We start from the raw sequence: 14,871 nt of genomic DNA, 5'->3' as shown, positions 1-14,871 counted from the left end.
GGCACCAGGAAGTGCGCATCGAACTCTCTACGGTCGAGGCCATGCGAATAGGAACACTGGGCAACGGGTTGATGGCCGAGGCGCTGGCCGGGCAATGGGTCAAGGCTGGGCACGAGGTGATGGTGGGCGGCCGCGATCGTGGGCGCGCCGAGGAGGTGGCGAAGCGGGTCGGCGGTATGGCGGGATCGTTGCCTGAGGCAGCGTCGTACGGCGAGGTCGTGCTGCTCGCCGTACCGGCCGAGGTCGCGGTCGAGGTGGCGCGGGTGGTGCCCGCCGGGCGGACGTTGATCGATTGCTCGAACGCCTTGGATTACAGGGATTTCACGCTGGCGCGGCCGGCCGTGGCCGAGGCAGTCAGTCAGGCGGTGCCGGGGGTGCAGGTGGTGAAAGCATTCAATCTGGCGGCTGACGCGGTGTGGCGGAATCCACCGGCGGGGCTCGGCGTGCCGATCTGTGGTGACGATGGGCTGGAGGTCGTGGCTGAGCTGGTCCGGGATCTCGGGTGCGAGCCGGTCATGGCCGGTGGGCTAGTACGCGCGAAGTTGCTGGAGGCAACGGCCGCGCTGGCGATCGGGATCTGGGTCGCCGGGGGAGACGTCCGAGGCATGTTCCCACCGCTGGAGGCAGCCTTCGGAACCGTCCCACCCGGCTAGTGCGGGCCGGTGGCGAAGAGTTGGTTTAGTTCGGCTTGGGGGATTTGGTTGGTGGCGAAGGTGATGGTGCCTTTGGTGGCGAGTTCCTCGGCGCTGCGGCGGATGAAGCCGAGGGCTGCTCGGGCGATGCTGCCGCCCAGGCTGATCCGGGTGACCCCGGCCGTCTGCAGGTCCGCGACGTTCAGCGTCGACGTACCGAGGCCGATCACGACGTTGAGTGGTCCGTCGATCTCCTGGACCAGCGTGCGGATCGTGTCCAGGTCGTTCACGCCAGGCACGTACAGGCAGTCCGCCCCGGCCGCCCGGAAGCGGTTCGCGCGTTCGATCGAGTCCGCCAGCGACGTCGGCGTACGCAGCAACTGTCCGTCGGTCCGTGCCGTGAGCACGAAGTCGTCGCCCGCAGCCTCGCGAGCGGCGAGGATGCGCTCGACGGCGAGCTCGGCGTCGTACAGCTCACGCCCGTCGTAGTCCTCGATGTTCCCGCCCGCCAGACCCGCCTCGCGGGCGAGCGTGATCGTCTCCGCGACCCGCTCCGGCTCAGCGCCGTACCCGTCCTCGAGGTCGCCATTCACCGGTACGGCGCTTGCCGCGGCGATCTCGCGAACCCGGTCGAACATCGCCTCCCGCGACACCGCCGGCGCCCCGTCGGGCAGCGTGTGATCACCCTTGGCCAGCGAGAACGCGATCCCCGCACTCGTCGTCGCAATCGCCGGGAAACCGGCCGCAGCCAGGATGACCGCGCTCCCGGCGTCCCAGGCATTCGGCATCACAAACCGACCGTCGTGCAGCTCGCGGAAAGTCATACCCCGGAGTCTGTCACCCCGACCCTTCGGCGCTGACCGAACTGTCAGGACACCTTCGAGGCAGCGGCCTCGTCGAGCAGCCAGAGGGTGCGGTCCCGTCCCTTCGGCCGGGCCGCGGGGACGTCACCGTCCTTCAGCGCCTGCGCGACCGCGTCGGCCTTGTCTTCACCGGACACCACGAACCAGACCTCCCGCGACCGGTCCAGCCGCGGGAACGTCAGCGAGATCCGGGTCGGCGGCGGCTTGGGGGAATCATGGACGGCGACCGTCTCGACGTCTAGCACCTCGAGCTGCGGATAACCGGGAAAGAGGGACGCCACATGCCCGTCCGGACCGACGCCCAGCATCAGTACGTCGAACTTCGGTGACCCCGCGGCCGCCAGCTCGTCCGCGTACGCCGCCGCCGCAACCTCGGCGCCCTGACCGGTGTCGGCGGGCATCGGGTGCACCCGCGCCGGGTCGACCTCGACGTGCGACAGCAGCGCGTCCCGGGCCTGCGTCTCGTTCCGTTCCGGGTCACCGTCCGGCAGGAAGCGCTCGTCACCCCACCAGAACTCGACCCGCTGCCAATCGATCTCGACCCCGGCCGGCGATTCCGCGACGGCCTTGTAAACGACGGCGGCGACCCGGCCGCCGGTCAGCACGACCTGGGCGACGCCACCGGTGCTCTGGGCATCGACGACCCGGGTGATGAACCGGGACGCGACGGCGTACGCGAGTTCGGCTGCGTCGGCATGGATCAGCAGCTCGGCCTGGTTCATCGCTTAGCCACCTTCTTGCCCCCGGCAACCTTCCTGGCAACCGTCTTCTTCGCCACAGTCTTCCTAGCCGCAGTCTTCTTGGCAGCAGTCTTCTTGGCGACGGCCCTCTTAGCCGGAGCCTTCTTGGCGGCGGTCTTCTGAGCGGCCGTGCCCTTGGCGACAACGTTCTTGCCGGCCGCGGTCACACTCGCCGCGGTCGACTTCCGCGCCGTCGCGTCGACCTTCTTCGCGTCGGCCGGGAGCTTGTCGCGCTCGACCATGCACGCCAGCGTCTTCGCGTACACATCGTCCGGATCCAGCCGCCGCAGCTCCTCGCTCAGCAGCTCGGACGTCGTACGCCGCTTCAGCGCCACCGGCCGATCCGGCTGACCCGGCACACTGAACGTCGCGATCGCACCGTCCGGCCGGGTCAGCGCGATCGCCCCCGACGGCGTGAACAGGCGTACGGCGGTAACACCCGGGCCACGCGAATTCCGCTGCTCGACCGGCACCTTCAGCCGGGACTGCAGCCACGCGGCCATCAGGTCCGCACTCGGGTTGCCCCTGGCGGCCGCGACCTCGGCTCCCGTCACCTTGGTCGGGTACTGGTCGAGCGCCGCAGCCATCAGCGCCCGCCACGGCGTCAGCCGCGTCCACGCGAAGTCGGTGTCGCCAGGCTCATAGCCCTCGGCCCGCGCGCTGTAGTCCACCGAAGCACGCCGCGTCGCGGCCGCATCCGTCACCCTGCGTCGGCCGAGCCGACCCAACGGATCGTCGGCCGGAACCTTCGGCCCGCCACCCGGCCACCAGACGATGACTGGGGAGTCGGGCAGCAGCAGCGGCGTGATGACGGACTCCGGCACCTTGGCCAGCTCACCGTGCAGCCGCAGCAGCACGGCCTCACCCGGAACGCCCTCGCCGATCCGCACCTCCGCGTCCAGCCCGGACGGGCCGCGACCGGGCCGCAGGATCGCGACCAGGACCCGGGACGGGTGCTCGCGACCGGCCTCGTTCGCCGCCTTCATCGCGTCGTGGTGGGATGCCTCGTCGACGACGACCACGATCGTGCCGACCATGCCCATGGCCGGCGAACCGGCGCGCCGGCGGGCCTGCAGCAGCGCGGACGCGATGCCACTCGACGTGGTGTCGGTCAGGTCGATGATCATGGCCGCCTCCAGGCGCGTCCGTCGCGGGCGAGCATCGCGTGCGCCGAGTCCGGCCCCCAGCCGCCGGACGCGTACTGGTCCGGTGCGCCGTGCCGGGCCCAGTAGTCGAGCACCGGGTCGAGGATCTTCCAGCCCAGCTCAACCTCGGTGTGCTGCGGGAACAGCGGCGGATCACCGAGCAGTACGTCGAGGATCAGCCGCTCGTACGCCTCAGGAGAGGACTCCGTGAACGAGCCGCCGTACGCGAAGTCCATGTTGACGTCGCGGATCTCCATCGACGTACCGGGCACCTTGGCGCCGAACCGGACGGTGATGCCTTCGTCCGGCTGGATCCGCAGTACCAGGGCGTTCTGGCCGAGCTCTTCGGTCTCGGTCTTGTTGAACGGCAGGTGCGGCGCGCGCTTGAACATCACCGCGACCTCGGTGACCCGGCGGCCGAGCCGCTTGCCGGTGCGCAGGTAGAACGGGACGCCGGCCCAGCGACGGGTGTCGACGTCGACCCGCAGCGCCGCGAAGGTCTCGGTGGCCGAGTGCTTCGGAATGCCGTCCTCTTGCAGATATCCCTTGACCTTCACGCCTCCGGCCCAGCCGGCCGCGTACTGACCGCGGGCGCTGTGCAGGTCGAGGCGCTCCGGCAGCTGTACGGCGTTCAGCACCTTCTTCTTCTCCTGGCGCAAGGACCACGCGTCGAAGCTGACCGGCTCCTCCATCGCGACCAACGCGAGCAGTTGGAGCAGGTGGTTCTGGATCACGTCCCGGGCAGCGCCGATGCCGTCGTAGTACCCGGCGCGGCCGCCGATGCCGATGTCCTCGGCCATCGTGATCTGCACGTGGTCGACGTAGTTGCTGTTCCAGATCGGCTCGAACATCGCGTTCGCGAACCGCAGCGCCAGGATGTTCTGGACCGTTTCCTTGCCCAGGTAGTGGTCGATCCGGAAGACCGACTCGGGCGGGAACACCGACTCGACCACCTGGTTGAGCTCGCGGGCGCTCTTCAGGTCGTGGCCGAACGGCTTCTCGATCACCACCCGCCGCCACGAGCCCGGCTTCTCGTCGGTCAGCCCGTGCTCGGACAGCTGCCGGACGACCTCCGGGAACAGCCCCGGCGGGATCGACAGGTAGAACGCGTGGTTGCCGCCGGTACCGCGGGTGACGTCGAGCTCGTCCACCGTTTCCCGGAGCCTTTCGAACGCCACGTCGTCGGTCAGGTCGCCCGGCACGAACCGGAAACCCTCGGAGAGCTGCTGCCAGACCTCCTCACGGAAGGGGGTCCGGGCGTGCTCCTTCACCGAGTCGTGCACGATCTGGGCGAAGTCCTGGTTGGTGTAGTCCCGACGGGCGAACCCGACCAGGGCGAAACCCGGGGGCAGCAGCCCCCGGTTCGCCAGGTCGTAGACCGCCGGCATCAGCTTCTTGCGGGCCAGGTCGCCGGTGACGCCGAAGATCACCAGGCTGCAAGGCCCGGCGATCCGCGGCAGCCGCCGGTCCTGCGGGTCCCGCAACGGATTGACCGGGCCAGGCGCTTCGTCGAGCTCAGCCGTCATGAGCCGCTTCCTCCGTGAGTTGGGATGCCGAACAGTGAGTGCTAGTTGAAGAGGGACAGGAGCTGCTGTACGCCGTTCGCCACGTCGGTCAGGTGCAGGCGGAGGACCGGGCGGCCGCGGTCGGCCAGCACACCGGCGTCACCGGCGGCCTGCGCCGAGATCAGCGTGCCGAACGTGAACGGACGGTCGGGGATCTCCACGTCCTGCGGGTGCGCCCCGGTGATCTGCAGGTACACGCCCTCCGGGTGACCGCCCTTGTGGTACTGACCGGTCGAGTGCAGGAACCGCGGACCCCAGCCGAACGTGACCGGTCGCCCGGTCTTGCCGGCCAGCGCCGGACGTACGGCGATCAGGTCAGCGTCGCGCTCGGAGTCGAGGTACGCCATCACTGCGACGTACCCCTTCGCGTCGAGCTTGCCCAGCAGCGCGTCGACCGCGCCCTGGAGCGAGTCGACACCGTCGAGCAGGCCCTCGGAACCACGGACCTCGACAGCACCCTCGGTGAAGGCTGCCGCCTCCGGCTTCGGCTGCGCGTCGAGCAGACCGCGCGCTGCCTTCTTCGCGCTCTCGACGTCCGGCTGGTCGAACGGGTTGATCCCGAGCAGGTAGCCGGCCACCGCGGTCGCCGTCTCCCAGAGCAGCATCTGACCGCCGAGCGAGCCCGACGTCAGCGCCGTGGGTACGCCGCTGGTCGCCTTCTCGGCGAGCAGCGCGTTGGTCAGGTCCGCCGCCTCGCTGCGAAGCTCCGGCGCGCCGACCTCGACGGCGACCGGCAGTACGCCGGTGCCGTTCTTGCCGGTGCTCTCCGCAATCAGCTGCTCGGCCCAGTCCGGGAACCCGACGATGTCCGACCCATCAGCCGTGATGATCGCCTTGTCCCGGCCCGCGCTGGCCGCGAGTACGGCGCCCAGCCACAACGCCGGGTTGTCCGTCGAGTCGGCCTGCAGCTCCGGCGCCGCCTCGGCCGCCTGGTCGAGCAGCTCGGCGATGTCCGCGCCGGCCAGACCGGACGGCACCAGGCCGAAGGCCGTCAGCGCGCTGTACCGGCCGCCCACGTTCGGGTCGGCCAGGAACGTCTTGCGGTAGCCCTCGTCCGCCGACAGCTTCTCGAACGGCGAACCCGGGTCGGTGACGACGATGATCCGGGACGCGGCGTCGATGCCCGCGTCGGTGAAAGCCTTCGCGAAGGTACGCCGGTGACTGTCGGTCTCGACCGTCCCGCCGGACTTGCTCGACACCACGATGACCGTCTTCGACAGGTCGCCGTCCAGCGCCCGCTTGACCACACTCGGGTCGGTCGAGTCCAGTACGACCAGCTCGACGCCGGCCGTCCGGGTGATGACCTCCGGAGCCAGCGACGAGCCGCCCATACCGGACAGCACGATCCGGTCCAGGCCCTCGGACCGCAGGTCGGCCAGCAGCGCCTCGACCTCGGCCAGCAGCGGCCGGGAGGTGTCGTGCAGGTCGACCCAGCCGAGCCGGATCGACGCCTCGGACTCGGCCTCCGGACCCCAGATCGTCGCGTCCTTCGCGGCGATCCGGGACGCGATCTTCTCCGCGACCAGCTTGTCGACGACCTCGGCCCAGTCGCCGTTCTGCGTGCTTACGGTCGGAGCGCTCACTTGGCAGCACCCTTCAGCGCCGACGTGACGGTGTCCTGCAGCTCCGACCAGGACGCGTCGAACTTGGCCACGCCCTCGTCCTCGAGCACCTGCACGACCTCGTCGTAGGAGATGCCCAGCTTCTCCAGGTCGTCGATCACCTTCCGGTCGCCGGCGTAGTTGCCGCGGACCGTGTCACCGGTGATCTGGCTGTGCTCCTCGACCGCCTTGATGGTTGCCTCAGGCATCGTGTTGACGACGCCCTTGGTGACCAGGTTGTCGACGTACAGGGTGGGGGAGTACGACGGGTCCTTGGTGCCGGTCGACGCCCACAGCGGACGCTGCGGCTTCGCGCCGGCGGTCTCGAGCTCGTGCCAGCGGTCGGTGTCGAAGATCGCCTCGTACGCCTCGAACGCGAGCCGGGCGTTGGCGATCGCGGCCTTACCCTTCAGCGCCTTCGCCTCGTCCGTGCCGATGGCGTCGAGCCGCTTGTCGACCTCGGTGTCCACCCGGCTGACGAAGAACGACGCGACGCTGGCCATCTTGGTCACGTCGTGGCCGTTCTCGACGGCCTGCTCCAGGCCGGCCAGGAACGCGGCAGCGACCGCCTTGTAGCGGTCCAGGGAGAAGATCAGCGTCACGTTCACGCTGATCCCGGCGGCCAGCGTCTGGGTGATCGCCGGCAGGCCTTCCTTGGTGGCGGGGATCTTGATGAAGACGTTGTCCCGGCCGACGATGTCCCACAGCAGCTTGGCCTGCTCGACGGTCTTCGCGGTGTCGTGCGCGAGCGTCGGCTCGACCTCGATCGACACCCGGCCGTCCTGGCCCTCGGAGTCGTCGTACGCCGGCTTGAACACGTCGGCGGCGTTGCGGACGTCGTCAGTGGTGATGACGCGGATCGCCTGGTCGGTGGAGACACCGTCCTTGGCGAGCCGGGAGACCTGCTCGGCGTACGCCTCGGCGTCCGAGATGGCCTTCGCGAAGATGGTCGGGTTCGTGGTCACGCCGACCACGTGCTTGTCCTCGATCAGCGCCTGCAGGCTGCCGCTGGTCAGCCGCTGCCGGGACAGGTCGTCGAGCCAGATGGAGACGCCCGCGTCGGCGAGTTCTTTCAAGCGATCGTTCATAGCTCCGATGCCTTCTTCCGAGAATGTTCTGTTGTGGGTGTCTTCAGTTGGCCAGGCGGGCGTCGGCCGGTCCGACCGGGCCGGAGGCGGCACGGCCGGGCGGCACACCCGGTCCGCTGATCTGCGCGGCCACGGCGATGCTGTCCTTGGCGGCCTGGACGACCGCGTCGGTGGTGATGCCGAACTCGTCGTACAGCGTCTGGTACGCCGCCGAGGCGCCGTAGTGCTCCAGGCTCACGCAGCGGCCGGAGTCGCCGACGATGTCGTGCCAGCTCTGCGCGATCCCGGCCTCGACCGAGACCCGGGCCCGGACGTCGGCCGGGATGACCGACTCGCGGTACGCGTCGTCCTGCTCGTCGAACCACTCGCGGGAAACCATCGAGACCACCCGGGCCTTGACGCCTTCCTCGGCCAGCTTGGCCCGTGCGTCGACGGCAAGCTGGACCTCCGAACCGGTCCCGATCAGCACGACGTCCGGCGTACCTTCGGTGTCCAGCAGCACGTAGCCGCCCTTGTGGACGTTCTCCGTGGTGGCGAACCCGTCCGCGCCGCGCGGGTAGGTCGGCACGTTCTGCCGGGTCAGCACCAGGCCGGCCGGGCGGTCGGTGTGCTCGAGGATCGTGGCCCAGGCGGCCGCGGTCTCGTTCGCGTCACCGGGGCGGACGACGTCCAGGCCCGGGATCGCGCGTAGCGCCGACAGGTGCTCGATCGGCTGGTGGGTCGGACCGTCCTCGCCGAGGCCGATCGAGTCGTGCGTCCAGACGTACGTGACGGGCAGCTGCATCAGCGCGGCCAGCCGGACCGACGGGCGCATGTAGTCGGAGAAGACCAGGAACGTTCCGCCGTACGGGCGGGTCAGGCCGTGCAGGGCGATGCCGTTCAGCACCGAGCCCATCGCGTGCTCGCGGATACCGAAGTGCAGCACCCGGCCGTACTCGTCGCCGGAGAACTCCTTGGTCGCGTACTCCGGCGGGATGAAGGACGGCTGGCCCTTCGGGGTGGTGTTGTTCGAGCCGGCCAGGTCGGCCGAACCGCCCCACAGCTCGGGCAGCTCCGGCGCCAGCTTGGTCAGCACGTCGCCGGAGGCGGCGCGGGTCGCGACACCCTTGGCGTCGGCGTCCCAGCTCGGCAGCGCGTCCTTCCAGCCGGCCGGCAGCTCCCGCTTCTGCAGCCGGGCGAGCAGTTCGGCGCGCTCGCCGTTGGCGGCCTTCCAGGCCTCGAAGCCGGTGTTCCACTCGTCCTCGAGGGCCTTGCCGCGGTCCAGCGCTTCGCGGGTGTGCGCGATCACGTCGTCGGCGACCTGGAAGGTCTGCTCCGGGTCCCAGGCGAGCACCTTCTTGGTGGCGGCGACCTCGTCGGCGCCGAGCGCCGAGCCGTGGATCTTGCCGGTGTTCTGCTTGTTCGGGGCCGGCCAGCCGATGATCGTGTGCAGCCGGATGAAGCTCGGCTTGTCCGTGACCGCCTTGGCCGCCTCGAGCGCGTCGTACAGGGCCTGGACGTTCTCCTCGTAGCCGGAGCCGCCGTTGGTCCAGTCGACGTCCTGGACGTGCCAGCCGTACGCCGCGTAGCGAGCAGCCACGTCCTCGGACAGCGCGATGTCGGTGTTGTCCTCGATCGAGATCTTGTTCGCGTCGTAGATGACCGTCAGGTTGCCGAGCTTCTGATGGCCGGCCAGCGAGGAGGCCTCGGACGAGACGCCTTCCTCGATGTCACCGTCGGAGGCGATCACGTAGACCTGGTGGTCGAACAGGCTCTCGCCCTTCGGCGCGTCCGGGTCGAGCAGGCCGCGCTCGCGGCGGGCCGCCATCGCCATCCCGACCGCGTTGCCGACGCCCTGGCCGAGCGGGCCGGTGGTCGTCTCGACGCCGTCGGTGTGCCGGTACTCCGGGTGGCCCGGGGTCTTGCTGCCCCAGGTCCGCAGCGCCTTCAGGTCGTCCAGCTCGAGGCCGAAGCCGGCCAGGTAGAGCTGGATGTACAGCGTCAGGCTGGAGTGGCCCGCGGACAGCACGAACCGGTCGCGACCGGCCCAGTGCGGGTCGGCCGGGTTGCTCCGCATCACCTTCTGGAACAGCAGGTACGCCGCGGGTGCCAGGCTCATCGCCGTCCCGGGGTGTCCGTTCCCGACCTTCTCGACCGCGTCCATCGCGAGCACCCTGACGGTGTCGACCGCGCGCTGGTCGAGCTCGGTCCATTCAAGCTTGGGGCTGGTCTTCTCCGTCACGCCGACGGCGCTCCTCTCGATGGTGATCTTCCCGGGGTGAACTTCGGGGTGCCTTCTCAGGATGAGCCTACTGTGGCGCACTCCGTCCTTCGCGCACCGCACAACTGTTTGTCAACCGTTCTCCAACTTTGCCTGTTCCCGGACGGACACCCGGCAGGGGAGGGGGGTGCGAGATCCCTCCTACGGGGCGTCGTAGACTGCTGAATCGTCAGCGCCGGAGGTTCGGCGTCAACCCACTTTGTTCGAGGTGTTCGTGACGGCCGTCGACCCGCGTCCCGCCGCGACGACGTCGTACCCGACGCCGCTGCCGGACGCTACTGCTGTGGTGAGTCCGTCGGTGCGCGACGTGGTGAAGGCGTACGTCGGTCTGACCAAGCCGCGCATCATCGAGCTGCTGCTGATCACCACCGTGCCGGTGATGTTCCTGGCCGCCGGGGGAGTCCCCGGGCTCGAGGTCGTCGTGGCCACTCTGATCGGCGGCATCCTGGCCTCCGGCAGCGCGAACACGATCAACTGCGTGCTCGACCGCGACATCGACGAGCAGATGCGCCGGACCCGGCGCCGCCCGTTGCCGCGGCACGCGGTCAGCCCTCGGTCCGCGACGGTCTTCGGTGTCGTGCTCGGTGTGCTGGCGACGCTGGAGCTCGGCTTCTTCGTGAACTGGCTGTCGTCCGGGCTGGCGCTCGCGGCGAACCTGTTCTACGTCTTCGGCTACACGATGCTGCTCAAGCGCCGGACCGTGCAGAACATCGTCTGGGGCGGGATCGCCGGGTGTTTCCCGACGCTGATCGGGTGGACCGCGGTCACCGGCAAGCTCGCCTGGACCCCGCTCGTGCTCTTCCTGGTGGTGTTCTTCTGGACGCCGCCGCACACGTGGGCGCTGGCGATGCGCTACCGCGAGGACTACGCGTCGGTCGACGTACCGATGCTGCCTGTGGTGGCGACCCCGGTGGCTACTGCGCGGCAGATCATGGCGTACTCGGTGTTGATGGTGGTCACGTCGATCGCGCTGTGGCCGGTCGCGAGCACCGGGTTCGTGTACCCGCTGGCCGCCTTCGTGCTCGGTTTCGTCTTCCTCCGCGAGGCCCGGCGGTTGTTGCTCCGGGCACACACCGGCGCCGACGGGGCCGCCCTCCGGCCGATGCGGTTGTTCCACTTCTCGAACATCTACTTGGCCTTGCTCTTCATCGCCGCGGCCATCGATCCGCTCCTGCACTGAGATCCGGCACTGAGCGTCGCCCGCCGAGCGCTCGGAGTTTTCCCGTTGACCATTTCGTGACGTCATGTTGCGATGGGGTCGCCTGTGGAGGGGGTTCCACGCCTGGGGAGGCGCCACAGCAGGGGGAATCGCATGGGGGTACGAACACGTATTGCCACGCTGGCGGCACTCGCACTGGCCGGTTCGGTCCTGGTGGCCGGGCAGGCTGACGCCGGTAACCAGCACTCCAGTTTGAAGCCGTTGGCAACGGGTCTGAACGGGCCGCGCGGGGTTTCGACGTACGGGCACAAGGTCATCTACAGCGTGACCGACGGTTCGGTGTACGTGACCGACGGCCGCAAGAGCGTGAAGCTCGGTACGGTGCCGGGCACTGGCGGGTTCCCGCCGGCGATCGACACCAACAAATGGGGTACGACGTACGCACTGACCGGTGCGGGCGGCGAGCCGGGTCAGCCACCGGTGCCGGGCAGCGCGACGCTGTACCGGATGCGGTACGGCAAGGCGCCGGTCAAAATCGCCGACATCGCGGCGTACCAGGCGCACGACCCGGATCCGTACAACCAGGCCGACTCGCCGACGGAGTCCAACCCGTTCGGGGTCGCGGCCTTGAGCGACGGCACGGTGCTGGTCTCCGATGCCGCCAACAACGACCTGCTCAGGGTCTGGCCGAACGGTCACGTCAAGACGGTCGCGCGGCTGAAGCCACGCACGGTCAAGGTGCCCGCCGGTCTCGGTGACGAGGCTCCGCCGGCCGGTACGCCGTTCGTCGCCGAAGCAGTGGCCACCTCGGTCACGGTCGGTTCGGACGGTTACTGGTACGTCGGCGAGCTCCGTGGCTTCCCGGCGACACCGGGGACGTCGGAGATCTGGCGGATCAGGCCGGGCTCGGTGGGCGCGGTGTGTGACCCGGTCAAGCCGAACAGGGGCAACTGCCAGCGGTACGCCGACGGTTACACGTCGATCGTCGATCTGGCCGGTGGTCCGCACGGCACGCTCGCAGTGGTCGAGCTGGACAAGGCGAGCTGGCTGAAGTTCGAGATGAGCGGCCCGACGCACGGTGGGCTGTTCCTGCAGTACCCGGGCAAGAACCACCGGGCCGGCTACAAGCGCGAACTGGTGAAGGATCAGTTGACCCTGCCAGGCGGAGCGGGCTTCAACCGGTGGGGCGAGCTGTTCGTCTCCGGACCGGTCTTCGGCCCAGGTGCTGTTTACAAGGTGCGGTACTGAAAGGTGCGGAACGCCCGCTCAGGTCGCGGGCCGTTCCGCGCTCGCCGTACACGGCTGTGACCAGCGCGATCAGCAGTCCGGCCAGGAACATGTGAACCAGTACGACACCCCACGGCAGACCGGTGAAGTACTGCGTGAAGCCGACCACGCCCTGGAATAGCTCAAGGGCCAGCAGCCAGGCGGCCAGCTTCCGCAATGTCCGCGAGGTCGCGGTGACCCGGGTCGCGATCACCAGCGCGATCGTGATCCCGAGCAGCCCGAAGACGACGTCCGAGTGCAGTTGAGCGACCAGCTCCGGGTCGAAGCCGTTCCGGCCGGTGTCCGGATCACCCGAGTGCGGGCCGGCGCCGGTCACAATGGTGCCGAGGGCAACGGTCAGCCAGACCGCCACCACAGCAGCGGTAGCGAGGGCGCGAACCACCGGGGGAGTGTGCGGATAGGGGCTGGTGCGCGACCGGCGCATCATCGCCACGGTCAGTGTGATGATGATCGGCGAGACCAGGAAGTGCGCCGAGACGATCCACGGGTTCAGGCCGGTGAGCACGCTGATGCCGCCGATCACCGCCTGCAGCGGGACACCCAGGGCCGCGGCCGTCGCCAGCCGGCGCAGGTCGTGCCGGATCGGACGGTAGCGCATCACGACCAGCCAGGTGCAGATCGCGATCACACCGACCACGAACCCGAGCATCCGGTTCGTGAACTCGATCGCGCCGTGGTAGCCGAGTGCGGCGTGCGGAACGTACGACTCGTCGGTGCAGGACGGCCAGGTCGGGCAGCCGAGACCGGAGCCGGTCAACCGGACCAGACCACCGGTGACCACGATGCCGATGTTCGCCACCACCGAGGCCCAGCCCCAGCGCCGGACCACGTCCAGGCTCGGCGCGGGCACCAGTCGCCAGAAGGCATTGACTGGCTCGGTCTCTCGAGGCGGGGTCTCCGTCGTCATCACCGGCATACTCTAAAGGTCAGTCCCATCGGAACGTCCGGGACACCAGGTAGCCCAGCACGCCGGCCCAGAGCGCCAGCGACAACGCGGCCGCCCACGGGATCACTCCTTCGACGGTCGAGTTCGCCAGCCCGTTGGCCAGCGCGGCACTCGGCAGCAGTCGTACGACGCCCTGCATGCCGGCCGGGTACTCGTCGACCGGAGTCATGATCGCGCCGCCGACGAGCAGCAGCAGATACAGCAGGTTCGCGGCCGCCAGAGTCGCCTCGGCCCGCAGTACCCCGGCCATCAGCAGACCGAGGGACGCGAAGGCCGCCGTACCGCAGAGGACGGTCAGGATCACGCCGAAGACCGCGTTGAAACCGCCGGTCGGCTTCCAACCGAGGGCGAACCCGGTGCCGATCAGTACGGCGAGCTGGATCAGCTGGACCACCAGGACCGCGCCGATCTTCCCGGCGAGCAGGCCGGTCCGGGACAGCGGCGAAGCGCCGAGTCGTTTGATCACGCCGTACCGGCGCTCGAAGCCGGTCGCGATCGCCAGCGAGGTGAAGGACGACGACAGGACAGCGAGCGCGAGCACCCGCGGTACGGCCTGGTCGATGGCCGGCCCGTCGCCGAGGGGGAGCCGGTCGCCGAGGCCGGTGCCGCCCAGGAGCAGAAGGAGTCCGAGCGGGATCACCAACGCCAGCAACAACTGCTCGCCGTTGCGGACGAGCAGCTTGAACTCCATCCGGCTGTGCGCGAACACCTTCCGCGGCCACGGTGCGCTGCCCGGCTGCGGGGCGTAGGTCGCCATCAGTTCTCCCGCTTCGGGGCGGTCAGTTCGAGGTAGACGTCCTCGAGTGACTTGGTGTGGTGCTCGGTCAGGGAATCCGGTGTGCCGGAGGCGATCACCTTGCCGGCCGAGACGACGTACACCTGGTCGGACAGCTGCTCGGCCTCGTCCATCGCGTGCGTCGTGAGTACGACGGTCACGCCGTCGTCGCGCAGATCCCGGATCAACTGCCAGATCTCCCGCCGGCCGTGCGGGTCCAGCCCGGTCGTCGGCTCGTCGAGGAACGTGATCTCCGGCCGCCCCAGGATCGCCAGCGCGAATGACAGCCGCTGCTTCTGCCCACCCGACAGACGGCGGTACGGCGTCCTGCCACAGCTGCCCAGGTCGAGTCGCTCGACCAGTGCCGGGATGTCGAGCGGGTGCGCGTGCAGCGAGGCGACGTACCGCAGCATCTCGACCGCGCGAACGCCGGACCAGGCGCCGCCTTCCTGGAGCATGACGCCGATTCGCGGCATCAGCTCCTCGTGGTTCGCGATCGGGTCCAGTCCGAGCACCCGGACCCGGCCGGAATCGGGTCGCCGGAAGCCCTCACAGCTCTCCACGGTCGTGGTCTTGCCGGCGCCGTTCGGGCCGAGCACGGCCGTCACGGAGCCGGCGGATACGGTGAGACTGAGACCGTCCACCGCGGCCTTCTCGCCGTACCGCACGACGAGGTTGTCGATCTCCACCGCAACTGGCACAACGGCAGCATAGAGAACGGTCCGAAGTGACCTCGCTCACGGTCCTGGTCGTGGCCCCGCGTGGTCGCGTGAACCGGTTAGGGGAGCCTTATTTGAAGGCCCCGGGGAA

13 protein-coding genes are annotated in these 14,871 nt (G+C 69.3%); 3 read left to right on the top strand and 10 right to left on the bottom strand.

The features are described from left to right. Positions 1-41 precede the first annotated feature (41 nt). Positions 42-653, top strand: coding sequence for an NADPH-dependent F420 reductase (locus tag EV650_RS08290; protein ID WP_134116953.1), 612 nt, complete (start codon positions 42-44; stop codon positions 651-653). On the opposite strand, the gene EV650_RS08285 is transcribed toward EV650_RS08290, so the two are convergent. Genes EV650_RS08285 through tkt form a run of 7 tightly spaced genes read right to left on the bottom strand, consistent with a single transcriptional unit; the run spans position 650 to position 9,855 of the window. Next, a complete protein-coding gene (locus EV650_RS08285) occupies positions 650-1,456 on the bottom strand; it encodes an isocitrate lyase/PEP mutase family protein (protein ID WP_134116951.1) in 807 nt (268 codons plus the stop codon). The genes EV650_RS08290 and EV650_RS08285 overlap by 4 nt on opposite strands. 44 nt (positions 1,457-1,500) lie before the next feature. Continuing rightward, the gene (pgl, locus tag EV650_RS08280) at positions 1,501-2,217 is read right to left on the bottom strand and encodes a 6-phosphogluconolactonase (RefSeq protein ID WP_134116949.1); all 717 of its coding nucleotides are present in this window, start codon (positions 2,215-2,217) and stop codon (positions 1,501-1,503) included. Continuing rightward, positions 2,214-3,362, bottom strand: a complete 1,149-nt coding sequence (locus EV650_RS08275; RefSeq protein WP_134116946.1) for a glucose-6-phosphate dehydrogenase assembly protein OpcA — start codon at positions 3,360-3,362, stop codon at positions 2,214-2,216. Before EV650_RS08275 ends, pgl begins: the two co-directional genes overlap by 4 nt. After that, on the bottom strand, positions 3,359-4,906 hold the full coding sequence (gene zwf, locus EV650_RS08270; RefSeq protein ID WP_134116944.1) for a glucose-6-phosphate dehydrogenase: 1,548 nt from the start codon (positions 4,904-4,906) through the stop codon (positions 3,359-3,361). The genes EV650_RS08275 and zwf overlap by 4 nt, the downstream gene beginning before the upstream one ends. Before the next feature lie 41 nt (positions 4,907-4,947). Next, positions 4,948-6,528 (bottom strand): phosphoglucose isomerase-related protein, encoded by a 1,581-nt coding sequence (locus EV650_RS08265; protein WP_134116942.1) that lies wholly within the window; start codon positions 6,526-6,528, stop codon positions 4,948-4,950. After that, positions 6,525-7,634 carry a transaldolase gene (tal, locus tag EV650_RS08260; RefSeq protein ID WP_134116940.1) on the bottom strand — a complete coding sequence of 370 codons (1,110 nt, stop codon included), beginning with the start codon at positions 7,632-7,634 and terminating at the stop codon, positions 6,525-6,527. Before tal ends, EV650_RS08265 begins: the two co-directional genes overlap by 4 nt. A 43-nt stretch (positions 7,635-7,677) precedes the next feature. Further along, entirely contained in the window at positions 7,678-9,855 is a 2,178-nt protein-coding gene (gene tkt / locus EV650_RS08255) for a transketolase (RefSeq protein ID WP_134116938.1), read from the bottom strand. A gap of 304 nt (positions 9,856-10,159) precedes the next feature. Between tkt and EV650_RS08250 the strand changes: the two genes are divergently transcribed. After that, positions 10,160-11,074 carry a heme o synthase gene (locus EV650_RS08250; protein WP_238174268.1) on the top strand — a complete coding sequence of 305 codons (915 nt, stop codon included), beginning with the start codon at positions 10,160-10,162 and terminating at the stop codon, positions 11,072-11,074. A gap of 132 nt (positions 11,075-11,206) precedes the next feature. After that, a complete protein-coding gene (locus EV650_RS08245; protein WP_166678060.1) occupies positions 11,207-12,301 on the top strand; it encodes a ScyD/ScyE family protein in 1,095 nt (364 codons plus the stop codon). Here the strand turns inward: EV650_RS08245 and EV650_RS08240 are convergent. Genes EV650_RS08240 through EV650_RS08230 form a run of 3 tightly spaced genes read right to left on the bottom strand, consistent with a single transcriptional unit; the run spans position 12,228 to position 14,762 of the window. Continuing rightward, positions 12,228-13,247 carry a COX15/CtaA family protein gene (locus tag EV650_RS08240; protein WP_134119956.1) on the bottom strand — a complete coding sequence of 340 codons (1,020 nt, stop codon included), beginning with the start codon at positions 13,245-13,247 and terminating at the stop codon, positions 12,228-12,230. The two genes, EV650_RS08245 and EV650_RS08240, sit on opposite strands and share 74 nt — an antisense overlap. 19 nt (positions 13,248-13,266) lie before the next feature. Next, positions 13,267-14,043: an ABC transporter permease gene (locus EV650_RS08235; RefSeq protein ID WP_134116934.1), complete on the bottom strand. Its 777-nt coding sequence runs from the start codon at positions 14,041-14,043 to the stop codon at positions 13,267-13,269. Next, positions 14,043-14,762 (bottom strand): ABC transporter ATP-binding protein, encoded by a 720-nt coding sequence (locus EV650_RS08230; RefSeq protein WP_238174074.1) that lies wholly within the window; start codon positions 14,760-14,762, stop codon positions 14,043-14,045. Before EV650_RS08230 ends, EV650_RS08235 begins: the two co-directional genes overlap by 1 nt. Between the last annotated feature and the right edge of the window lie 109 nt (positions 14,763-14,871).

The sequence above is a fragment of the Kribbella kalugense genome (genome assembly GCF_004365875.1).
Lineage (GTDB): Bacteria > Actinomycetota > Actinomycetes > Propionibacteriales > Kribbellaceae > Kribbella > Kribbella kalugense.
This window is presented reverse-complemented; position numbering and strand designations above follow the sequence as displayed.

Excerpts from the sequence above, each read along its gene's own strand:
- zwf (WP_134116944.1), bottom strand. The coding sequence starts at position 4,906 with ATGACGGCTGAGCTCGACGAAGCGCCTGGCCCGGTCAATCCGTTGCGG.
- EV650_RS08235 (WP_134116934.1), bottom strand. The coding sequence starts at position 14,043 with ATGGCGACCTACGCCCCGCAGCCGGGCAGCGCACCGTGGCCGCGGAAG.
- EV650_RS08275 (WP_134116946.1), bottom strand. The coding sequence starts at position 3,362 with ATGATCATCGACCTGACCGACACCACGTCGAGTGGCATCGCGTCCGCG.
- EV650_RS08285 (WP_134116951.1), bottom strand. The coding sequence starts at position 1,456 with ATGACTTTCCGCGAGCTGCACGACGGTCGGTTTGTGATGCCGAATGCC.
- tal (WP_134116940.1), bottom strand. The coding sequence starts at position 7,634 with ATGAACGATCGCTTGAAAGAACTCGCCGACGCGGGCGTCTCCATCTGG.
- EV650_RS08290 (WP_134116953.1), top strand. The coding sequence starts at position 42 with ATGCGAATAGGAACACTGGGCAACGGGTTGATGGCCGAGGCGCTGGCC.
- pgl (WP_134116949.1), bottom strand. The coding sequence starts at position 2,217 with ATGAACCAGGCCGAGCTGCTGATCCATGCCGACGCAGCCGAACTCGCG.
- EV650_RS08240 (WP_134119956.1), bottom strand. The coding sequence starts at position 13,247 with ATGACGACGGAGACCCCGCCTCGAGAGACCGAGCCAGTCAATGCCTTC.
- EV650_RS08245 (WP_166678060.1), top strand. The coding sequence starts at position 11,207 with ATGGGGGTACGAACACGTATTGCCACGCTGGCGGCACTCGCACTGGCC.